Origin of the sequence: Streptomyces odontomachi, assembly GCF_024435355.1 — a bacterium.
GTDB classification, from domain to species: Bacteria; Actinomycetota; Actinomycetes; order Streptomycetales; family Streptomycetaceae; genus Streptomyces; species Streptomyces odontomachi.
This window is the reverse complement of the sequence record NZ_JAMJWG010000013.1, coordinates 56,005-76,631: the sequence shown is the minus strand read 5'-3', so window position 1 is coordinate 76,631 and position 20,627 is coordinate 56,005. Positions and strand designations below refer to the sequence as shown.

23 protein-coding genes are annotated in these 20,627 nt (G+C 73.3%); 4 read left to right on the top strand and 19 right to left on the bottom strand.

All coding sequences use genetic code 11. From position 1 onward, the window contains the following. Positions 1 to 33: 33 nt before the first annotated feature. From trpC to hisI, 6 genes are all read right to left on the bottom strand, one after another. Positions 34 to 843 (bottom strand): indole-3-glycerol phosphate synthase TrpC, encoded by an 810-nt coding sequence (gene trpC, locus NQO67_RS25125; protein WP_255952511.1) that lies wholly within the window; start codon positions 841 to 843, stop codon positions 34 to 36. Between the two features lie 265 nt (positions 844 to 1,108). After that, complete coding sequence (locus NQO67_RS25120; RefSeq protein WP_255952510.1) at positions 1,109 to 1,534, bottom strand: DUF2752 domain-containing protein; 426 nt, start codon at positions 1,532 to 1,534, stop codon at positions 1,109 to 1,111. Positions 1,535 to 1,796: 262 nt separating this feature from the next. Then, positions 1,797 to 2,033 (bottom strand): HGxxPAAW family protein, encoded by a 237-nt coding sequence (locus NQO67_RS25115; RefSeq protein WP_255952509.1) that lies wholly within the window; start codon positions 2,031 to 2,033, stop codon positions 1,797 to 1,799. Positions 2,034 to 2,350: 317 nt separating this feature from the next. Beyond that, entirely contained in the window at positions 2,351 to 2,968 is a 618-nt protein-coding gene (locus NQO67_RS25110) for a TIGR02234 family membrane protein (protein ID WP_255952700.1), read from the bottom strand. A 153-nt stretch (positions 2,969 to 3,121) separates the two neighbouring features. Continuing rightward, complete coding sequence (locus NQO67_RS25105) at positions 3,122 to 4,639, bottom strand: anthranilate synthase component I (protein ID WP_255952508.1); 1,518 nt, start codon at positions 4,637 to 4,639, stop codon at positions 3,122 to 3,124. 11 nt (positions 4,640 to 4,650) lie between these two features. Then, positions 4,651 to 5,103, bottom strand: a complete 453-nt coding sequence (hisI, locus tag NQO67_RS25100) for a phosphoribosyl-AMP cyclohydrolase (RefSeq protein WP_255952507.1) — start codon at positions 5,101 to 5,103, stop codon at positions 4,651 to 4,653. Positions 5,104 to 5,186: 83 nt separating this feature from the next. Between hisI and NQO67_RS25095 the strand changes: the two genes are divergently transcribed. Next, positions 5,187 to 5,822, top strand: coding sequence for a TIGR03085 family metal-binding protein (locus tag NQO67_RS25095; RefSeq protein WP_255952506.1), 636 nt, complete (start codon positions 5,187 to 5,189; stop codon positions 5,820 to 5,822). 70 nt (positions 5,823 to 5,892) lie between these two features. On the opposite strand, the gene NQO67_RS25090 is transcribed toward NQO67_RS25095, so the two are convergent. The 10 genes from NQO67_RS25090 to hisD all read right to left on the bottom strand — a co-directional run bounded on the left by NQO67_RS25090 (position 5,893) and on the right by hisD (position 13,968). Next, positions 5,893 to 7,197, bottom strand: coding sequence for an MFS transporter (locus NQO67_RS25090; RefSeq protein ID WP_255952505.1), 1,305 nt, complete (start codon positions 7,195 to 7,197; stop codon positions 5,893 to 5,895). A gap of 12 nt (positions 7,198 to 7,209) precedes the next feature. Beyond that, a complete protein-coding gene (locus tag NQO67_RS25085) occupies positions 7,210 to 7,797 on the bottom strand; it encodes an ArsR/SmtB family transcription factor (RefSeq protein WP_255952504.1) in 588 nt (195 codons plus the stop codon). A 120-nt stretch (positions 7,798 to 7,917) separates the two neighbouring features. Beyond that, positions 7,918 to 8,682: an imidazole glycerol phosphate synthase subunit HisF gene (gene hisF, locus NQO67_RS25080; protein WP_255952503.1), complete on the bottom strand. Its 765-nt coding sequence runs from the start codon at positions 8,680 to 8,682 to the stop codon at positions 7,918 to 7,920. After that, complete coding sequence (locus NQO67_RS25075; RefSeq protein ID WP_255952502.1) at positions 8,679 to 9,122, bottom strand: RidA family protein; 444 nt, start codon at positions 9,120 to 9,122, stop codon at positions 8,679 to 8,681. Before NQO67_RS25075 ends, hisF begins: the two co-directional genes overlap by 4 nt. Further along, the gene (priA, locus tag NQO67_RS25070) at positions 9,119 to 9,865 is read right to left on the bottom strand and encodes a bifunctional 1-(5-phosphoribosyl)-5-((5-phosphoribosylamino)methylideneamino)imidazole-4-carboxamide isomerase/phosphoribosylanthranilate isomerase PriA (RefSeq protein WP_255952500.1); all 747 of its coding nucleotides are present in this window, start codon (positions 9,863 to 9,865) and stop codon (positions 9,119 to 9,121) included. The genes NQO67_RS25075 and priA overlap by 4 nt, the downstream gene beginning before the upstream one ends. Before the next feature lie 2 nt (positions 9,866 to 9,867). Continuing rightward, on the bottom strand, positions 9,868 to 10,548 hold the full coding sequence (gene hisH, locus NQO67_RS25065; protein WP_374119104.1) for an imidazole glycerol phosphate synthase subunit HisH: 681 nt from the start codon (positions 10,546 to 10,548) through the stop codon (positions 9,868 to 9,870). After that, on the bottom strand, positions 10,506 to 10,670 hold the full coding sequence (locus tag NQO67_RS25060) for a CG2302 family histidine operon protein (protein ID WP_255952498.1): 165 nt from the start codon (positions 10,668 to 10,670) through the stop codon (positions 10,506 to 10,508). Before NQO67_RS25060 ends, hisH begins: the two co-directional genes overlap by 43 nt. Positions 10,671 to 10,672: 2 nt before the next feature. Continuing rightward, entirely contained in the window at positions 10,673 to 11,266 is a 594-nt protein-coding gene (hisB, locus tag NQO67_RS25055) for an imidazoleglycerol-phosphate dehydratase HisB (protein ID WP_255952497.1), read from the bottom strand. A 216-nt stretch (positions 11,267 to 11,482) separates the two neighbouring features. Continuing rightward, the gene (locus NQO67_RS25050) at positions 11,483 to 12,604 is read right to left on the bottom strand and encodes a histidinol-phosphate transaminase (RefSeq protein ID WP_255952699.1); all 1,122 of its coding nucleotides are present in this window, start codon (positions 12,602 to 12,604) and stop codon (positions 11,483 to 11,485) included. Between the two features lie 41 nt (positions 12,605 to 12,645). Beyond that, positions 12,646 to 13,968 carry a histidinol dehydrogenase gene (gene hisD / locus NQO67_RS25045; protein ID WP_255952496.1) on the bottom strand — a complete coding sequence of 441 codons (1,323 nt, stop codon included), beginning with the start codon at positions 13,966 to 13,968 and terminating at the stop codon, positions 12,646 to 12,648. A gap of 710 nt (positions 13,969 to 14,678) precedes the next feature. Here hisD and NQO67_RS25040 point away from each other — a divergent pair. From NQO67_RS25040 to ybaK, 3 genes are all read left to right on the top strand, one after another. After that, a complete protein-coding gene (locus NQO67_RS25040; protein ID WP_255952698.1) occupies positions 14,679 to 16,193 on the top strand; it encodes an oxidoreductase in 1,515 nt (504 codons plus the stop codon). A gap of 177 nt (positions 16,194 to 16,370) precedes the next feature. After that, positions 16,371 to 17,111 carry an LON peptidase substrate-binding domain-containing protein gene (locus tag NQO67_RS25035; RefSeq protein ID WP_255952495.1) on the top strand — a complete coding sequence of 247 codons (741 nt, stop codon included), beginning with the start codon at positions 16,371 to 16,373 and terminating at the stop codon, positions 17,109 to 17,111. A 28-nt stretch (positions 17,112 to 17,139) separates the two neighbouring features. Beyond that, a complete protein-coding gene (gene ybaK, locus NQO67_RS25030; RefSeq protein WP_255952494.1) occupies positions 17,140 to 17,652 on the top strand; it encodes a Cys-tRNA(Pro) deacylase in 513 nt (170 codons plus the stop codon). Between the two features lie 57 nt (positions 17,653 to 17,709). Here the strand turns inward: ybaK and NQO67_RS25025 are convergent, their stop codons facing one another. Genes NQO67_RS25025 through NQO67_RS25015 form a run of 3 tightly spaced genes read right to left on the bottom strand, consistent with a single transcriptional unit; the run spans position 17,710 to position 20,439 of the window. Next, complete coding sequence (locus tag NQO67_RS25025) at positions 17,710 to 18,396, bottom strand: hypothetical protein (protein ID WP_255952493.1); 687 nt, start codon at positions 18,394 to 18,396, stop codon at positions 17,710 to 17,712. Positions 18,397 to 18,430: 34 nt separating this feature from the next. After that, on the bottom strand, positions 18,431 to 19,420 hold the full coding sequence (locus NQO67_RS25020; RefSeq protein ID WP_255952492.1) for an ABC transporter permease: 990 nt from the start codon (positions 19,418 to 19,420) through the stop codon (positions 18,431 to 18,433). After that, positions 19,417 to 20,439, bottom strand: coding sequence for an ABC transporter ATP-binding protein (locus NQO67_RS25015; RefSeq protein ID WP_255952697.1), 1,023 nt, complete (start codon positions 20,437 to 20,439; stop codon positions 19,417 to 19,419). Before NQO67_RS25015 ends, NQO67_RS25020 begins: the two co-directional genes overlap by 4 nt. Positions 20,440 to 20,627 lie beyond the last annotated feature (188 nt).

Here is a 20,627-nt window from a genome sequence, read left to right as displayed (position 1 = left end):
ACCGCGTACCACCAGGCGGGCGAGCACGGGGCGTCAGCCCCGTCCGTGCCGGAGCGCCGGGTGCTCCCCGGCCGCGACGAGGTCGGCGACGGCGGCCTTGGGGTCCTTGCCGGTGACGAGGGACTCGCCGACCAGGACGGCGTCGGCGCCCGCGTTGGCGTAGGCGATCAGGTCGTGTGGGCCGCGTACGCCCGACTCGGCGACCTTGACGATGTTCGCGGGAATCTCCGGCGCCACGCGTTCGAAGGTCGATCGGTCGACCTGGAGCGTCTTCAGGTTGCGGGCGTTGACGCCGATGACCTTGGCGCCGGCCGCCACGGCACGCTCGGCCTCGTCCTCGTCGTGCGCCTCGACGAGCGGGGTGAGTCCGATGGACACGGCGCGCTCGATGAGCGACTCCAGGGCGGGCTGGTCGAGGGCGGCCACGATCAGCAGCGCGAGGTCGGCGCCGTGGGCCCGGGCCTCCCACAGCTGGTACGAGGTGACGATGAAGTCCTTGCGCAGCACCGGGATGTCGACCCTGGCGCGCACCGCTTCCAGGTCGGCGAGCGAGCCCCCGAACCGGCGCTGCTCGGTCAGCACGGAGATGACGGCCGCGCCGCCGGCCTCGTAGTCGGCGGCCAGGGCGGCCGGGTCGGCGATCGCTGCGAGCGCGCCCTTGGACGGGCTGGACCGCTTGACCTCGCAGATCACCTTCACGCCCGCGCCCCGCAGCGCGGCGACCCCGTCCCTGGCACGGGGCGCCTGCTTGGCGCGCTCCTTCAGCTCGTCGAGGCTGACGCGCGCCTGCCGCTCCGCGAGGTCGGCACGGACTCCGTCGATGATCTCGTCGAGCACACTCACGCGAGCGGTCCCTTCTGACGCTTCTGACGGCCTTCCCTCGGCTTTCCGGCCGCTGTCCGGCGGTACTCCGGCCGTGGGAGGCCACTGCCACGCCCCCACAGCGCTGTGAGGGTCGCCGACGGCCCGGCGGCCGAGGCCGCGAACCGTGCACTGGGTCGCCCGCTCGACGCGGCGACACCGTGGTCACTGCGATGGTATCCGCAGGAAGGCGCCGGCCCCGCATCCGGGCGGTCGCCGGCTCACTACCTGGACGATCACGAGCTGATCAAGGATGGAGCCAGCCACCCAGGGGAAAGTTTCGGACAATCGTGAAGACCAGGATCAGGGTGCCGACCGTCCACTGGTGACCGGGCCGGAGTCGGACGGCGAACGGTCGCCCCTGGGCCGAGCGCACCACCCAGGCGATCCACAGCACCGCGCAGGCGGCGAATCCGGCGACCGCGAGGGCGTTGGCCCCCAGGGCGGTGGGCAGGTCGCCGTGCACCAGCGCACGGGCGCAGCGCAGTCCGCCGCAGCCGGGGCACCACAGGCCGGTGAGGGCCCGGAACGGGCAGACGGGGTAGTGGCCCGGCCGGTTCGGATCGACGGCGCCGACATAGGCCAGCGCGGCGCCCACCACGACGAGCAGGCCACCGGGAACCAGCAGCCGGCGGAGAGCTGAGCCGGGGCGGTCCGACGGTACCGGGTGCATACCCCGTGGGTCCGGGGCAGCGAGTGAGCCGAAGGGCGCGCCGGTGTCGAGAGGGCGACCGCGCGGAGGCCCGACGAAGGAGGGCTGAGCACGATCGCCCTCTCGACACCGGCTGAGGCGCCCGGAGGCGAACCGAGCTCTGAAAAAGGGGGACACCGGTGCAGTCTCTCAGCCCATCGGGTTTCCCGCCCAGGTCGCCTCTCGGACACCGCGGCCCGCACCCGGCGCGACGCCCGGACGCGCGGGGGGGGGGGGTGCCGGGTCAGCTCTCCGACACGGCGGTGTGCGGTGCCGACTTGCGCTCCTGGCCGAGCCCGGCCAGGCGCATGACGCCGCCGGCGATCGGGCCGAGGAGGATGACGCCGATGCCGACCCAGAAGCCGACGGGGTTGTCCATGACCATGAACGCGCCCGCGACGCAGAACCCGAGGAAGGCGATGATGACACCGGTCCAGGCGGCCGGGGTGTGTCCGTGTCCGTGGCTGGTACTGCCCGCCATGACGTGCTCCTTGTAGCTGTTGCGTAGGCGATCGGCTTGGGGCGTGATGCCCCGGGCGTCCCACCCGGTACGCCCTTGTGGCGCGGGCGTGGCCGCTTGCCGCTCATTGTCCCGCACGGCGGGCGGCACACGATTCCGGGGTGGCCAGGACGAACGGCTCCCGAGGGCGGTACCGGGCGCGGGAGGGACGTGCGGGACGTGCGGGATGTCTGCCGCGGCCGGGCCGGATGCCGGCCGCTGGAGCCGCGCCGGACGCCGGACGCAGGAGCGCCGTGCCGGACTCCGGACGCAGTGCCTCTGCCGGACGGCCGGGAGCCTCAGCTCCCTTCCGTCGGGTCCTCCCCGCGGTCGAGGGCCTTCCACAGGTCCTCGGGGCGGTCGGGGTCCAGGGGGCGCTGGGCGCGGGCGCGTGGCGCGCCGTCCCGCTCGTAGCGGCCTGACATGCTGGGCCAGCCTCGCCCGTAGCGCAGGGCGAGCAGGCCGGCGCAGAGGATGAGGGCACCGCCCGCGGCGGCGACGAACGGCCAGGCGGTGTGGCTGAGCGCGTGCACGGTGGCCGCGGCGTCACCGGAGACCCGTGCGGCCTCCTCGTCGAGCGCCGAGCCGGCCTGGTCGCCGGTGGCGGCGAAGGCCGCTGCCGCCACGGTGCCGGCGCCGCTCAGCACGAGCAGTGCGGACACCAGGGTGCGCCCGGTGCGCCGGACCGCGAAGACCGCGACGAGGGCGGCGAGGCCCACGATGGCGAGGGCGGCCGGCACGCCGGTGACATCGCTGCCCTTGGCGGTCAGCGAGACCTGTCCGCCGCCTGCCGCGGCCGTGCCCTCGGCCCAGCCCTGGCGGGTGGCGAGCAGGGCCACGGCCGCGCCGGCGGAGCCGAGCAGCAGGGCGGCGGCCAGACTGCGGCGCCCTCCCCCGCCGGCCGAGCGGCGTGGCAGGCGCCCCCAGCGCGCCGTGGTCTGCGGGGACCCGGTCTGGGAGTTGGTGCGGGGCTGTGGTACTGCGGAAGTCACCCCCCCACTATCCCTCACGCCCGGTGCGAACCGTTCGGCCGGGGTGGGTAGGCCCGGCCGGCGGGGTTGCGGGGCGGCTCAGCCGGCGGACCGCTGACGTCCCGCGAGACGGTTCGCGGTGTGCACCGCGCGCAGCACGGCCGCCGCCTTGTTGCGGCACTCCGTGTCCTCGGCGACCGGGTCGGAGTCGGCGACGATCCCGGCGCCGGCCTGCACGTATGCCGTGCCGTCGCGCAGCAGGGCGGTGCGGATGGCGATGGCGGTGTCGGAGTCGCCGGCGAAGTCCAGATAGCCGACGCAGCCGCCGTACAGGCCGCGGCGGGCCGGCTCCAGCTCGTCGATGATCTGCATGGCGCGCGGTTTCGGCGCACCGGACAGGGTGCCGGCGGGGAAGCAGGCAGTCAGCACGTCGAAGGCGGTGCGGCCCTCGGCGACCCGCCCGGTGACCGTGGAGACGATGTGCATCACATGGGAGTAGCGCTCGACGGACATGAAGTCGACGACCTCGACCGAGCCGGGGGTGCAGACCCTGCCGAGGTCGTTGCGCCCGAGGTCGACGAGCATCAGGTGCTCGGCACGCTCCTTGGGGTCGGCGAGCAGCTCCTCGGCCAGGGCCTGGTCCTCCTGGGGTGTGGCGCCACGCGGCCGGGTCCCGGCGATCGGGTGCAGCAGCGCCTGCCCGTCCGCCACCTTCACCAGGGCCTCCGGGCTGGAGCCGACGACGTCGAAGGCCGCGCCGTCCTCGCACGGGAAGCGGAAGAGGTACATGTAGGGCGACGGGTTGGTGGCCCGCAGCACCCGGTAGACGTCGAGGGCGCTTGCGGTGCACTCGGTCTCGAAGCGCTGGGAGGGCACCACCTGGAAGGCCTCGCCCGCGCGGATGCGCTCCTTGACGTCGTCCACGGCCGCCCGGAAGTCCGGGCCGCCCCAGCGTGCGGTGAACTCCGGCAGCTCGGAGGCCGGCAGCGCGGCCGGCGGCTGGACCACGGCGCGTGACAGGTCGGCCTCCATGGCGTCGAGCCGGGCGACGGCGTCCGCGTACGCCTCGTCGACGCCGGTGGAGAGGTCGTTGTGGTTGATGGCGTTGGCGATGAGCAGCACCGTGCCGTCCCAGTGGTCGAGGACCGCCAGGTCGGAGGTGAGCAGCATGGTCAGTTCGGGCAGGTTCAGGTCGTCGTGGTCGCCGGGGCCGATCTTCTCCAGGCGGCGCACGATGTCGTAGCCGAGGTAGCCGACCATCCCGCCGGTGAAGGGCGGCATGCCGGCGGCCAGGTCGTGCGGGGTGTGCAGGGTCTCGACGGTGGCGCGCAGCGCCTTCAGGGGGTCGCCTTCGACCGGCACGCCGACCGGTGGGGTGCCGAGCCAGTGGGCCTGGCCGTCACGCGCGGTGAGGGTGGCGGCGGAGCGCACGCCCACGAAGGAGTACCGCGACCAGGACCGGCCGTTCTCCGCGGACTCCAGCAGGAAGGTGCCGGGGCGCTCGGCGGCGAGCTTGCGGTAGAGCCCGACCGGGGTGTCGCCGTCCGCGAGGAGCTTGCGGCTGACGGGGATCACGCGGCGGTCGGTGGCCAGCTTGCGGAAGGTGTCGAGATCCATGGCCGAGGACCCTACCGGCGCGGGCGGGCCGGGTCCGGCGCACCTGTGACACCGGTGCCGCGCGGCTGCGCCGTGCGGTCACCCGCGGCGTCGGTGGCCGCCGGCGCGAGGGGCAGCACGTCGGCGTCGAAGCAGGTGCGGTCGCCGGTGTGGCAGGCGGCGCCGACCTGGTCGACCTGTACCAGGACGGTGTCCGCGTCGCAGTCCAGGGCGACGGACTTCACGTACTGGACGTGCCCGGAGGTGTCGCCCTTGACCCAGTACTCCTGCCGGCTGCGCGAGAAGTAGGTGCAGCGGCCGGTGGTCAGCGTGCGGTGCAGGGCCTCGTCGTCCATCCACCCCAGCATCAGCACCTCACCGGTGTCGTACTGCTGGGCGATGGCGGGCACCAGCCCGTCGGCGGTGCGCTTGAGGCGGGCGGCGACGGCCGGGTCCAGGCCGCTGGGTGGGGGCGTGCACGTCATGGGTGCCATTGTGCCGCGGTCCGTGCACTCCTCTCCGGGGGTGTCCATTGGGCGGACCCCCTACTCGGTCGTAGGCTGACCGCATGTCGACCTTTGCCAAGCGCGAACGGCTACTGCTCGCCGATCTCTTGGAGACCGCGGGGCCGGACGAACCCACCCTCTGCGACGGCTGGCGGACCCGTGACCTGGCGGCGCACGTGGTGGTGCGCGAGCGTCGCCCGGACGCCGCGGGTGGCGTGCTGATCAAGCAGCTCGCGCCCCGCCTGGAGCGGGTGATGGGGGAATTCGCCGCGAAGCCGTACGAGGAGCTGATCCAGCTCATCCGCACCGGACCGCCCCGGTTCTCGCCGTTCTCGCTCAAGCAGATCGACGAGGCGGCCAACACCGTCGAGTTCTACGTGCACACCGAGGACGTCCGCCGCGCCCAGCCGGACTGGACACCGCGCGAGCTCGACCCGGTCTTCCAGGACACCCTGTGGTCCCGGCTGACGCGCAGTGCCCGTCTGATGGGCCGCGGCAGCCCGACCGGTCTGGTGCTGCGCCGCCCGGACGGCCGGACGGCGGTCGCCAACAAGAGCACTCCGGTGGTGACGGCGACCGGTGAGCCGTCGGAGCTGCTGCTGTTCACGTACGGCCGGCAGAGCGCGGCCTCGGTGGAGCTGGAGGGCGACAAGGACGCGATCGCCAAGGTCCAGGACAGCAGGGAACTGGGGTTCTGAGACCGCGCCCCGCCGGCGGCCCGTGCCGTGCCGGTGCGGCGCATGGGCCGGAACCGGGCGCGACGGCAGGTCAGCGCGGTAGTTCGGCACGGCGCAGGCCGGGGACGCAGAGCGCCACGACCCCGCCGAGCCCGCAGACCGCCGCACTCCCGGCGAACACCGGCCCGGTGCCCCAGGTCCCGATCGCCGCGGCGGCCAGCGGCATGCTGAGCGGGGCGAGGCCCAGGCTGGCCAGGCTGGCGACGGAGGTGACGCGGCCCAGGTAGACGGGGTCGGCGTGGGTCTGGAGCAGGGCGCCGCACAGGGCGCCGCTGAGGCCCGTGAACAGCCCGATCAGCAGGGCCACCAGGACACCGCCGGCGATTCCCGGCAGCTGCGCCAGGGCCCCGATCGCAACCGAGCCGGCCAGGATCGTGTACCCGGCCAGCTGCCCGGCGTGCGGCAGCCGGCCCCGCACGGCCAGCAGCAACGACGCGCCCCCGGCGCCGACGCTGAACCCGGCGAGCACCCAGCCCACGCCGGAGGCGCCCCAGCCGCGCTGGTCGGCCAGCAGGGTCAGGCCCACGTTCAGCGGGCCGACGAAGCCGAGGTCACCGAGCGCGATGGCCACCATCAGCGGGCCCAGGACCCGGTGCCCGCGTATGTAGCGCACGCCGGCGAGCAGATCGCGCCAGGCGGTGCCGGGGCGGGCGGCCGCCGTGCCGGCGGGGCGGGGGGCCGTCGTGTCGGCGGGGCGGGGGGCCGTCGTGTCGTCGTCCGGAGCCGGTTGCCGCTCCCTGACCAGGACCAGCAACGGCACGGACGCGGCGATCAGCAGTCCGGCGAGTCCGAAGGCGGCTGCCGCGCCGCCGGCCGCCACGCACAACCCGCCGAGCGGGGCGCCCACGACGGTCGCACACCGCAGTCCGAGGCCGCGCATGCCCTGCACCCGGGCGAGCTGCTCCCGGCCGGTGATGCGGGCCGGAAGCGCGCCCACCGCGGGCAGGAACACGGCGTCGACGATGCCGAAGACCAGCGCGAGCAGGGCCAGCGGCCACAGCCCGGGGCGGGTGGTGTAGAGCAGAGCGGCCACCGCGAGCACGGCCGTGCAGCGCACGGCGTCGCTGGCGATGACGACCCTGCGCGGCCCGAACCGGTCGGCGACCACTCCCCCGCCCAGCAGCAGCACGGCGCGCGGCAGCGCGCTGGCGGACATCACGAGACCGGCCTGCGAGGGTGACCCGGCCTGGACGGCGGCCCAGGACAGGGCGACGTAGTAGACGTTGTCGCCGGCCATCGACGAGGTGTAGCCGGCGAGCCAGCGCAGCACGTTGCGATCGCGGTGGGCCGGTCTGCCGGGGGCCGAGGTGGCCGAGGGCGTGAGGGCGGCGGTCACGGGCGGGTCCTCTCAGACGCGGAACGGGAATCCGTACATGTGCAGGGCCACGTGCTCGCGGCCTTCGGTGGCGCCGGCGTCCGCCCGGGCCCGCCCTTGCTCGTCGTACTTCCTGACCACGGCGAGCAACTCTTCCTTCAGACCCGCCAGCTCGGAGGCGGTCAGCTGGAGCAGGGCCTCACTGTCGGACGCGGCCTTGTTCCACTCCGGACCCCAGTGGGCGCGCTCGTCGAGGAAGGTGCGGTACATCGCGGCGCGCTGTTCCAGGAAGAGCCGGGACGCCGCCAGGTGGGTGGCGACCTTCTCCGGTGCGTCCCGGAAGTCCTCGTCGTGGATGGAGACGCCCTCCGACGCCGGCTGCCACCAGCGCTCCCGGGCGTCCCGGCGGGGCGGGGTGGCCTGCTCGATCAGCCCGTGTGCGGCGAGCTTGCGCACGTGGTAGCTGACCAGCGAGACGGCCTCGTCGACCTGCTCGGCGAGCTGTGAGGCGGTGGCCGAGCCGGCCATGAACAGCAGCCGGTAGAGCTGGAGGCGCAGCGGATGGGCGAGCGCCTTGAGGGTGTCCAGATCGTCGATCCGGCGGTTCTCCTTGCTTGCCATGCCCCTGACCCTAGAAGCGAAAGAAAACTTGCGCAATATTATTTGTGCAAGTTTCCTTTCGCTTCTGCGCAGACGAAAGCCCCGGCCACCAGGTGGCCGGGGCTCACACGGAACGCCGCTTCACCGCACCGGCTGTCCCGCCTCCCGGAGGGTCTCCTTGACCTGGCCGATGCGCAGATCACCGAAGTGGAAGACGGAGGCGGCGAGGACCGCGTCGGCGCCCGCGGTGACGGCGGGCGGGAAGTCGGTCAGCCGGCCGGCTCCCCCGGAGGCGATGACGGGCACGGTGACGTGCTTGCGGACGGCGGCGATCATCTCGACGTCGTAGCCGTCCTTGGTGCCGTCGGCGTCCATCGAGTTGAGCAGGATCTCGCCCGCGCCGAGGTCGGCGGCCTGGTGCGCCCAGTCGACGGCGTCGATGCCGGTGCCGCGACGGCCGCCGTGCGTGGTCACCTCGAAGCCGCTGCCGCCGACCGCCGGGTTCCTGCGGGCGTCGACGGAGAGCACCAGCACCTGGCGGCCGAACCGCTCGGCGATCTCGCGGATCAGCTCGGGGCGGGCGATCGCGGCCGTGTTCACGCCGACCTTGTCGGCGCCGGCGCGCAGCAGCCGGTCGACGTCCTCGGTCCGGCGTACGCCGCCGCCCACGGTGAGCGGTATGAAGACCTGCTCGGCGGTGCGGCGTACCACGTCGTAGGTCGTCTCGCGGTTGCCCGACGACGCGGTGATGTCGAGGAACGTCAGCTCGTCGGCGCCCTCCGCGTCGTAGACCTTGGCCATCTCGACGGGGTCGCCCGCATCGCGGAGGTTCTGGAAGTTGACGCCCTTGACGACCCGGCCACCGTCCACGTCAAGGCAGGGAATGACTCGGACCGCCAGGGTCATGCCGTCGTCCCTCCTTCGGCCGGAGCGGACTGCTCCTGCCCGGCCGGTGCCGGGCCCCGGTACGCCTCCAGCTCGACCTCGACCAGGATGCGCGGGTCGACGAAGCCGGAGACGACCACCAGCGTCGACACCGGCCGGACCGCGTCGAAGAGTTCCCGGTGCGCCCGGCCCGCCTCGTCCACGTCACGGAGGTGCGTGAGGTACATGCGGGTGCGGATGACGGAGTCGATGCCGAGACCGAAACCGGCGATGGCGTCCAGGGCGGTACCGAAGGCGACCTTGGTCTGCTCGTACGGGTCGCCCTCGCCGTAGAGCACGCTGTCCTTGAAGGAGGTGGTGCCGCCGACGAGGACACGGTCACCCGCGGCGACCGCCCGGGCGAACCCGATGCTGTCCTCCCAGGGCGAGCCGCTCTGCACCCGCCGCACGTCCTGCGTCATGACGCCCCCGTCCCGGCCACCGTCTCCAGGGCCTCCTCCAGGGTGAACGCCTTCGCGTACAGGGCCTTGCCGACGATGGCGCCCTCCACGCCCGCGGGCACCAGCGCGGCGATGGCCCGCAGGTCATCCAGGGACGAGACGCCTCCGGAGGCCACCACGGGCCGGTCCGTTGCTTCACACACCGAACGCAGCAGTTCCAGGTTCGGACCCTTGAGGGTGCCGTCCTTGGCGATGTCGGTGACCACGTACCGGGCGCAGCCCTCTGTGTCGAGCCGGTGGAGCGTCTCGAAGAGGTCGCCGCCGTCGCGGGTCCAGCCACGGCCGCGCAGGGTCCTGCCGCGCACGTCGAGGCCGACGGCGATCCGGTCGCCGTGTTCGGCGATGACCTTGGCGACCCATTCCGGGGTCTCCAGCGCGGCGGTGCCCAGGTTGACCCGGGTGCAGCCGGTGGCGAGCGCGGCGGCGAGGGTGTCGTCGTCGCGGATGCCGCCGGACAGCTCGACCTTGATGTCCATCGCGCGGGTGACCTCGGCGACCAGCGCACGGTTGTCGCCGGTGCCGAACGCGGCGTCCAGGTCGACGAGGTGCAGCCACTCGGCGCCGGCGCGCTGCCAGGCCAGAGCGGCCTCCAGGGGGGAGCCGTAGGACGTCTCGGTGCCGGACTCGCCGTGCACGAGGCGCACGGCCTGCCCGTCGCGGACGTCGACGGCGGGGAGGAGTTCGAGCGTACGGGTCTCGGCCATGGTCACAGGGTCTCGATCCAGTTGGTCAGCAGCTGGGCTCCGGCGTCGCCGGACTTCTCGGGGTGGAACTGGGTGGCCGACAGCGGGCCGTTCTCCACGGCGGCCACGAAGGGCGCGCCATGGGTCGACCAGGTGACCTGGGGGGCGCGCATCGCCGGGTTCACGGTTTCCAGGGTCCAGTGCTGGACGGCGTAGGAGTGCACGAAGTAGAAGCGGTCCTCCGGGTCGAGGCCGGCGAAGAGCCGGGAGTCCTCGGGTGACTCGACGGTGTTCCATCCCATGTGCGGGACCACGTCGGCCTGCAACGGCTCGACGGTGCCGGGCCACTCGGCCAGGCCCTCGGTCTGCACGCCGTGCTCGATGCCGCTGGCGAACAGGATCTGCATGCCGACGCAGATGCCCAGCACGGGGCGCCCGCCGGCCAGGCGCCGCCCGACGATCCAGTCGCCGCGCACCTCCGTCAGGCCCTTCATGCAGGCCGCGAAGGCGCCGACGCCGGGGACGACGAGGCCGTCGGCGTTCATCGCCTTGTCGTAGTCGCGGGTGATCTCGACGTCGGCTCCGGCGCGGGCCACGGCACGCTCCGCGGAGCGCACGTTGCCGAAGCCGTAGTCGAAGACCACGACGTTCTTGGCTGCGGTCAACTCCCCACCTCCAGCCGCATGAAGCCGAGGACCAGGCAGGCCACCGAGCCGAGCGAGACCAGCACGATGAGGCCCTTCGGCATGCCCTGCTTCACGAAGGAGATGATCCCGCCGACGAAGAAGAGGCCGAGGACGATCAGTGCGGTGGATCCGGCGTTCATGGCTACAGGGCGCCCTTCGTCGAGGGGAGGATGCCCGCGGCCCGCGGGTCACGCTCGCTGGCATACCGCAGCGCCCGGGCCAGCGCCTTGAACTGGCACTCCACGATGTGGTGGGCGTTACGCCCGTAGGGCACGTGGACGTGCAGCGCGACCTGCGCCTGCGCGACGAACGACTCCAGGATGTGCCGGGTCATGGTGGTGTCGTAGGAGCCGATCATCGGCGCCATGTTGTCCGGCTCGGTGTGCACCAGGTAGGGGCGACCGGAGAGGTCGACGGTGACCTGGGCGAGCGACTCGTCCAGGGGAACCGTGCAGTTGCCGAAGCGGTAGATGCCCACCTTGTCGCCGAGCGCCTGCTTGAAGGCGGCACCGAGGGCGAGTGCGGTGTCCTCGATGGTGTGGTGCGAGTCGATGTGCAGGTCGCCCTCGGTCTTCACGGTCAGGTCGAACAGACCGTGCCGGCCGAGCTGGTCGAGCATGTGGTCGTAGAAGCCGACACCGGTCGAGACGGCGACCTGACCGGTGCCGTCGAGGTCGATCTCGACGACCGTCGAGGTTTCCTTGGTGCTGCGCTCCACGCGTCCGATGCGGGTCATCGGGGGTCTCCTTGTGCGGCTCGCCGTCCCGCCGAACCGTCGCCACGCGATGGGCCGGGGGTCCGGGGGGTGCCCCCCGGGACATGCAGTACGCGTCCGATGCGGGTCATCGGGGGTCTCCTTGTGCGGCTCGCCGTCCCGCCGAACCGTCGCCACGCGATCGGCCGGGGGTCCGGGGGGTGCCCCCCGGGACATGCAGTACGCGTCCGATGCGGGTCATCCGTTGTGCTCCTGCTCCTTGATCAGATCGCGCGCCGCGTCGAGGAACGCGTCGTTCTCCTTGGGGGTGCCTGCCGAGACGCGCAGCCAGCCGGGTACGCCGTTGTCCCTGATCAGGACGCCTCTCTCGAGGATGCGCTGCCAGGCGGCGTGCGCTCCACCGGGCCCCTCGAAGCGGCCGAACTGCACGAAGTTCGCGTCCGACGTGGTCACCTCGTAGCCGATCGTACGCAGCTCGGCCACCAGCCGGTCGCGCTCGGCCTTCAGCTGCTCGACGTACTTCAGGAGCGTGTCGGTGTGTTCCAGGGCGGCGAGCGCGGTGGCCTGGGTGACGGCCGAGAGGTGGTACGGCAACCGCACCAGCTGGACGGCGTCGACGACCGCCGGGTCGGCGGCCAGGTAGCCGAGCCGGAGCCCGGCCGCACCGAACGCCTTCGACATGGTGCGCGAGACGACCAGGTGCGGCCGGCCGGCGAGCAGCGGCAGCAGCGAGGTGCCGTGGCTGAACTCGACGTACGCCTCGTCGACGATCACCATCGACGGCTTGGCGCGCTGTGCGGCCTCGTAGAGCGCGACGATCGTCTCGGCGGGGACCGCGTTGCCGGTCGGGTTGTTCGGAGTGGTGACGAAGACCACGTCCGGGCGGTGTTCGGCGATGGCTCGGGTGGCGGCCTCGACGTCGATGGTGAAGTCGGCCTCGCGGGGTCCGGCGATCCAGCGGGTGCCGGTGCCGCGGGCGATCAGGCTGTGCATCGAGTACGACGGCTCGAAGCCGATGGCGCTGCGCCCGGGGCCGCCGAACGTCTGCAACAGCTGCTGGATGACCTCGTTCGAGCCGTTGGCCGCCCAGACCTGCTCGACGCCGAGCTCGACGCCGCCGGTGCGGTTCAGGTAGTCGGCGAGCCCGGTGCGCAGCGCGATCGCGTCGCGGTCCGGGTAGCGGTTGAGGTCGCGGGCGACCTCGCGTACCCGCTCGGCGATGCGCTCGACGAGCGGCCCGGGCAGCGGGTAGGGGTTCTCGTTGGTGTTCAGCCGCACGGGGACGTCCAGCTGGGGTGCCCCGTAGGGGGACTGGCCGCGCAGCTCGTCGCGTACCGGGAGGTCGTCGATGTGCGTCACGCGGGCGGCGCCGGCCGGGGCGCCGGTGGTGGCGTCGCTGGTCACTCGGTGGGCACCTTCCATTCGAACCTTGCCTTGATGGCCGCGCCGTGGGCGGGCAGGTCCTCCGCCTCGGCGAGCGTCACCACGTGGTGGGCGACGTCGGCCAGCGCCTGCCGGGTGTAGTCGACGATGTGGATGCCGCGCAGGAAGGACTGCACGGACAGGCCCGAGGAGTGGCAGGCGCAGCCTCCGGTGGGCAGCACGTGGTTGGACCCGGCGCAGTAGTCGCCCAGGGACACCGGTGACCAGGGGCCGACGAAGATCGCGCCGGCGTTGCGGACCCGCTGGGCGACGGCCACGGCGTCGGCGGTCTGGATCTCCAGGTGCTCGGCGGCGTAGGCGTCGACCACGCGCAGGCCCTCCGTCAGGCCGTCGACCAGCACGATCGCGGACTGCCTGCCGGCCAGCGCGGGCTCGATGCGGTCCTTGACGTGCTTGCTGGCGGCGACCTGGGGCGCCAGTTCGCGCTCGACGGCGTCGGCCAGCTCGGTGGCGTCGGTGACCAGGACGGCGGCGGCCAGCGGGTCGTGCTCGGCCTGGCTGATCAGGTCGGCGGCGACGTGCACCGGGTCTGCGGTGGCGTCCGCGAGGATGGCGATCTCGGTGGGTCCCGCCTCGGCGTCGATGCCGATGCGGCCCTTGAGGAGGCGCTTGGCGGCGGCCACGTAGATGTTTCCGGGGCCGGTGACCAGGTCCACCTGAGGGCAGTCAGCGGTGCCGTAGGCGAACATGGCGACCGCCTGGGCGCCGCCGGCAGCGTAGACCTCGTCGACGCCGAGCAGGGCGCACGCGGCGAGGATCGTCGGGTGCGGCAGGCCGTCGAACTCGCTCTGCGGCGGCGAGGCGACGGCGACGGCGGTCACACCGGCTTCCTGCGCGGGGACCACGTTCATCACCACGGAGGACGGGTAGACGGACCGGCCGCCGGGCACGTAGAGGCCGACGCGGTCGACCGGCACCCACTTCTCGGTGACCGTGCCGCCGGGCACGACCTGGGTGGTGACGGCGGCGCGGCGCTGGTCGCGGTGGACGCGACGGGCCCGCGCGATGGACTCCTCCAGGGCGGCGCGCACGGCCGGGTCCAGATCGGCCAGGGCCTTCTCGATCTCCTTCGCCGGCACCCGCAGGCTCTCCGGGCGGACCCCGTCGAACTTCTCGCCCCAGTCGATGACCGCTGCCGAACCGCGATGATGCACGTCCTCGCAGATGGGCCGCACCTTCTCCAGGGCGGCCTCGACGTCGAACTCGGCTCGTGGCAGCAGGTCGCGCAGGGCGTCGCCGTCAGGAAGGGCGTCACCGCGCAGATCGATTCGGGAGATCACATGGCCAATTCTCTCAGACCGCTCGGCAGCTCAGGGCGCCCGTATCACTGAGTGAAACGCGCCTCACTGATCGACACACGCGCCTGGCGCCCCAGAGTTTCGTCGAATTCTCCACGGATGGTGACCGTTGATGTTCAAATCGTCACGCTCCGGGCATGAACGATGTACGAAGGTGCCTAGTAGCGAACGGTCCGGATGCGACAGAGTGACGCAAGCGGACGGGTCAGCGAACAGGTGGCCGGTCCGTCGGGCCGGTCGGAGCCGAGCGCACCGGCGCACACCCGCACCCCGCCGGCCGCCACCCGGCCCCCGCACCCACCACGCGCACCAGACACACGCACCACACGCACCACATGCACCACATGCACCACATGCAGAGGTGAAGCACCTTTTCACGCACGCAGCCGCACACCCACCGCACCGCAGTCCACCGCGCGCACCACACCACAGTCCACCGCACGCACCGCACGCACCGCACGACACCGTCGCAGGACACAGGCACCCGTCCACCCACACGCCGCAGGCACGAGCGCCCGTGCCGACGCGGCACGGACCCCTCCACACCGAGGGCGGGCACACTGCGGGCGCAGGCACCAACGACACAGCCACATCGAACGGGGAGAGGACGAAACGTCGTGGCCGAGGGCACCACCGCCACCATCACCACCGCCGGGGAACCACCGGACGGACTGACCAGCGCCGAGGTCGGCATGTGGCAGGCCTTCCGCAACGGCACGGTCTACGACCTGCGCAGCGGCGATGAAGCGGTCGACGATCCGCACGGCGCCCACCCCTGGGGTCCCGAACGCAGCGTGCGGGCCCGGATCGTGGCCTGGCTGCTGCTGGACGGGCCGCCAGCGCTGCCCGGCCGGGTGTCCTCGCTGAAGCTGGGGGGCGTACAGGTCACGGGCGTCCTCGACCTGGCCGGCGGCCAGGTGACGCCGTACATCGAGCTGCGCGGGTGCCGCTTCGAGCAGGAGATGCTGCTCCCGGAGGCCCGGCTGACCACCCTGCGCCTGATCGACTGCGCCATACCGCGCGTGGAGGCCGCCCGGCTGCACACCGAGGGCGATCTGCACCTGGCCCGCTGCCGCCTGCAGAACGGCATACGCCTGACGGACGCGCACATCGGCACCGACCTGCTGCTCAATCAGGCCGTCATCTACCGCGACCGGCACGGCAGGTCGATCATGGGCGACGGCCTGACCGTCGGCCAGGACCTCACGGCCGAGCTGATGGAGTCGCACGGCGAGCTGAGCCTGCGCGGCGCCCAGGTCGGCGTCTCGCTCAGCCTGCGCGGCAGCCGCCTCACCCAGGCCTACGGCCGCCGTGCGCTGAACGCCCCCCAGATGTCCGTCGAGCGGACCCTCTACCTGACTCCGGCGAGCGCCACCAACCCCACGCTCACCAGCGGCGCGACTCCGGCCCGCGGCACCCGGGTGCAGCGCTTCGAGTGCCGTGGCGGGATCCGGCTCGACGACGGCAGGTTCGGCGACTCGATCGACATGAGCCAGGCCCGTTTCTTCTTCGAGAACGACCAGGAGCTGTCGTTGCGCCGCATCCAGACGCCGGAGCTGCGCTTCCTGGGCGAGCGCCCGGAGCGCGGCCAGGTGGTGCTCTCCGGTGCGCGGGTGATCACCCTCATCGACCGCTCGGCGAGTTGGCCGCTGGCCGGCGGCCTGAGGATGGGGGGCTTCAACTACGAGAACCTGGTCGCGCACGGCTTCTTCCCGCTCTCCCTGCGCCTGGAGTGGCTGGCCGCCGCCACCCCCGAGTACAACCCGGAGCCGTACGAGAAGCTCGCCGCGGTGCTGCGCAGCAGCGGCGAGGACGCCGACGCCCGGCGGGTGCTGCTCGCCAAGCAGCGCCGGCGCCGGGCGACCCTGCCGATCGCGGCCAAGTTGTGGGGCTACGCCCAGGACTGGACGGTGGCTTACGGCTACCGTCCGGGCCGGGCCGCACTGTGGATGGCGGTGATATGGGCGGCCGGCGCCATCGCCTTCGCACACGCCCCGCACCACCCCATCGACCCCCAGGAGAAACCCACCTGGAACGCACCGCTGTTCGCCCTCGACCTGCTCATCCCCGTGATCGACTTCGGCCAGGACGGCCACTGGGACCTGCCCGCCCACTGGCAGTGGGCGGCCTCGGTCGTCATCTCCCTCGGCTGGATCCTGGCGACGACGGTGGCGGCGGGTGCGTCGCGGCTGCTGCGGCGGGGGTAGGCGCGGGCGACCCCAGCGCGCTCCGGCGGTGCGTCCCGCGCTTCGGGACACCACCGCCGGAGGGGCGTGTCGGGAACCGCCCGGGGCACGACGAACGTCCTGTTTTCGGCGAGCCGTACGTCACCCGTGTGTGGACACCGCACCGGACCGGGCCGTGGGCCATTAGGCTTGCCGCTCGTGACGACCCTCCGGCTGCCGCTCTTCCCGCTGAACTCGGTGCTCTTCCCTGGGCTCGTCCTGCCCCTGAACATCTTCGAGGAGCGTTATCGCGCCATGATGCGCGAACTGCTCAAGACTCCCGAGGGCGAACCCCGCCGATTCGCCGTCGTGGCGATCCGGGACGGCCACGAGGTGGCGCCCAGTGCCCCCGGCATGCCGGACCAGACGGCACCGCCGCAGCGCGGCCCCGCCGCGGGCTTCGGCGCGGACCCGGCCAAGGCCTTCCACGGGGTGGGCTGCATCGCGGACGCGGCGACCATCCGGGAGCGCGCCGACGGCAGCTTCGAGGTGCTCGCCACGGGCACCACCCGTGTCCGGTTGCAGTCCGTGGACGCCTCCGGGGCGTTTCTGACGGCGGAGCTCCAGGAGCTGCCGGAGGAGCCGGGCGACGAGGCAGGGGCGCTCGCCCAGGGCGTGCTGCGGGCGTTCAGGACCTACCAGAAGCGGCTGGCCGGTGCCCGGGAACGCTCGTTGTCGACCGACGCGGACCTGCCGGACGAGCCGTCGGTGGTGTCGTACCTGGTGGCCGCGGCCGCCGTGCTCGACACTCCCACGAAGCAACGGCTGCTCCAGGCGCCCGACACGGCCTCACGGTTGCGCGACGAGCTGCGGTTGCTGCGCGCCGAGACGGCCGTCATCCGCAACCTGCCGTCGCTGCCCGCGATCGACCTGACCCGGGGTCCGACCAGCCTCAACTGAACGCAGACCCCGGAGAACTCCCAGGACCATGGCGAAGAAGGCACAGAAGGCACGCAAGGCCCAGCAGGCGGGCGGCACGCCGGCCACGGTCGCGCTGACGGCCGCCGGCACCGACTTCACGCTGCACTCCTACGAGCACGACCCCGCGCACTCCTCGTACGGCGAGGAGGCCGCCGAGGCGATGGGCGTACCGCCCGAGCGGGTGTTCAAGACCCTGGTCGCCGAGGTGGACGGCGCGCTCACGGTCGCCGTCGTACCGGTTGCGGGTTCGCTCGACCTGAAGGCGCTGGCCGCCGCGGTCGGCGCCAAGCGGGCGACCATGGCCGACCCGGCCGCCGCCGAGCGCACCACCGGCTACGTGCGCGGCGGCATCTCACCGCTGGGCCAGCGCAAGAAGCTCCCCACGGTGCTGGACGCCTCCGCGCACGACCACCCCACCATCTGCGTCTCCGCGGGCCGCCGCGGTCTGGAGGTCGAGCTGGCCCCGAAGGACCTCGCGTCCCTCACCGGGGCGGTGGTGGCACCGATCAGCAAGCGCTGACGGGGCCCGGGAGCTGGCGTGCCGCGCCGCGCGCCTGCCCCGGGGACTCCGGTGGGGCTACTTCTGGGACTCGCCGTGCGAGGGATGCGGGGCCGGCGCCGGCCCGTCCGAGAATTCCGGTCCGGCCACGAACTCCGGCTCCGGGTCGCGCGGCCCGAAGAGTGCCGTGAGCCCCAGGTGCACGAGCAGGCCCACCACCGGCCAGGCGAGCAGCGCACCCTTGGCCTTCAGTTCCAGCGGGGCGTCGAACGTGACGCCCTTGCCCACCTGCCGGGCGTGCGCCGCCACGTCCTGCTCGGGCCCCAGCCAGACCCCCAGCCGCCAGGCCACCACCGCACCGAGCAGGGCGCCCAGGGCGAGCCCGACGACCAGCGGGATGCCGCCCGCGCGGCGCACCAGGAAGACGACGAGACCGCTGAGCACCCCGAAGCCGGCGGCGAGCAGCGTGAACATGCCGTCCACCCCGACGGCCTGCTCCCCCTCGCTGTCCTTGAGGTACACCGCATGGTCGTCGGAGATCAGCGGCACGTGGGGGGCCAGCCACAGCCAGAGCAGCCCGAGCAGCGCACCGCACACCGCCAGCGCGACGGCGATCACTGCGGCCTGCCGTACCTCGGTCTTCAATCCGGGACCGTCCTCTCCGTGGGGCTCGGCGGGCCCGGCTCCGCCCGGATAGGGGTCCTGGACGGGCCAGGAGTCGTGCGCGGGCTGATGATGCGGTGATGGAGTCAACGGTGCGGTCACCCTCACATCGTGCCAAACGCCCTCGTGGCGCGCGTCACCGGACGGCCGCCCGGCGGTAGGCCCAGGCGGCGGCGGCGAGCGAGACAACACCGACGGCCGCGCACACGGCGAGGTCGAGTCCGACCACGGGCCAGTCGGGGTGGGCACCGAAGGTGCGCTCGAAGGCCTCGACGCCGTAGGTCGACGGGAGCAGGTCGCGCGCGTACCGGATGGGCAGCGGCATCCGGCCGGCCGGCAGCACACCGAGCAGCAGCGCCGCCGACATGCCCAGCTGGCCGAGGAGCGTGGCGAGTTCGGGGCGCGGCGCGAGCAGTCCGAGGGCGGCTCCCAGGCCGGAGAGCGCGGCACCCGCGAGCGGGATCACGGCCACCAGCACCCACAGATGCGCCAGCGGGAGCTGGAAGAGCAGGCAGCCGACGGCCGCGGTGACCACCGTGCCCGGCACCGTGAACGACGCGTAGGCGGCGGCCGCCCCCAGCACCACGGCCGCGGGCGGTACCGGCAGGGTGGCGTAGTGGTCGAGCCCGCCGCCGGCCCGCAGCTGGCCGAAGTACTGGGCGAGCAGATTGAGCGCGACGAACGCCACGACCAGCACGGACGAGCCGGCCACCACGGCCCGGGCGCCCGCGGCGTCGTCCACCACACCGCGCATCAGGATCATGATCCCCACGGACTGGAAGGTGGCCACGAAGAGCAGCGGGATCCGGGCGACCCGGGCGCGGGAGAGCTGGGCGCGGTACACGGCGTCCAGCGCGGGCAGCAGCCTGGCCCGCGGGCCGAGCGGCGCCTGGCGGGCGGGGGGTGCCTGGGGGGTGGGCGGTCCGGCCGGTGACTCGGGTGTGGCCGGTCCCCCGGGCGCGGTGGCCTCCGGGGACTGCTCCGTGGCGGCGGCAGCGTCCCGGCGGACGGTTCCGGCGGACCGGTCACCGGGGACGGAAGCCCTGTCGGCCTGGTGGTCGGGCGGCGTCGCGTGGTCGGGGTGGGTGGTACGGCCGGGTGCGCCGGTGGAGTGGGCCCGGGTCATGCCTTCACCAGTCCCTTCACGCCGCTCTCGCTGCCGCCGAGCGCCAGGTAGGCGTCCTCCAGGCTGGGGGTGGCCAGGGTGAAGTCGTCCAGGGCCGCGAAGGCGGCACCTCCGGTGACGGCCGCGACGGCGGCGCGGGCCTCGTCGGGGCCGAGCCGCAGCGCCCAACGCCGCCCGGAGACGACGGCGGCCGGGCGCAGCGCGGCGACCTCCGGGACCTCCAGGGGTGCGTCCGAGCGCCACACCAGCTCGACCCGGACCTGTTCGGCCACCCGTTCCTTCAGGCCGGCGGGGGTGTCGCAGGCGATGACCCGGCCGCGGTCGAGCACCGCGACCCGGTCCAGCACCGTCTCCGCCTCGATGACGTTATGGGTGACCAGCAGCACCGTCGTGCCCTGCTCGGCCCGGCGGCGGTCGACGGCCGCCCACACGGCCCGGCGCGCCACCGGGTCCATGCCGGTGGTCGGCTCGTCCAGCACGAGCAGGGGCCGCTCGCCGATCAGCGCCGCCGCGAAGCAGGCCAGCCGGCGCTGACCGCCGGAGAGCTTCTTCAGCGGGCGGGCGGCGAGCGGGGTGAGACCCAGCTCGTCGAGGATCGCGTCCCGCGCGGCCCGCGCGGCGCCCGTGGTCAGGCCGCGCAGCCGCCCGGTGGTCTCGGCGGCGAGGGCGACCGTCAGCTCGTCCAGCGCGGTGGACTCCTGTCCCAGGTACGCGAGGATGCGCGCGGCGCGCTCGGGGTGGCGCACGATGTCGTGGCCGAGGATGCGGATGGTGCCATGGTCGGGCCGCAGCAGGCCGGTCAGCTGGCGTACCAGGGTGGACTTGCCCGCGCCGTTGGGCCCGAGCAGCCCGAAGATCTCGCCCCGCCGAACGTCCAGGCCCACCCCGTCGGTGGCGCGCACGCCGGCGCTCCCCTGGAGCTGGAGCGCTTCGGGGGCGCCGCGGCCGCCGCCGCGCAGGCCACGCAAGGGGGTGCGTGGGGCGGGATACGTCTTCACGAGATCCCGCACGGTACACACGACGTCCGTGTCGTCTTCGGGCCGTGCGGTGCGCGTACTCACAAAGGACGAGCCTACGGGGTCCGGTCCCGGGGCTGACGCCCCGCTCCCGTCTGCGGGGGTGGGTGACGGGGGCGGGTGACGGCGGGGGCGGTGACCACCCGGTACCGCGCCCCTGGAAGCGCGCGCTCGCCTCCCCGGGAGCCCCG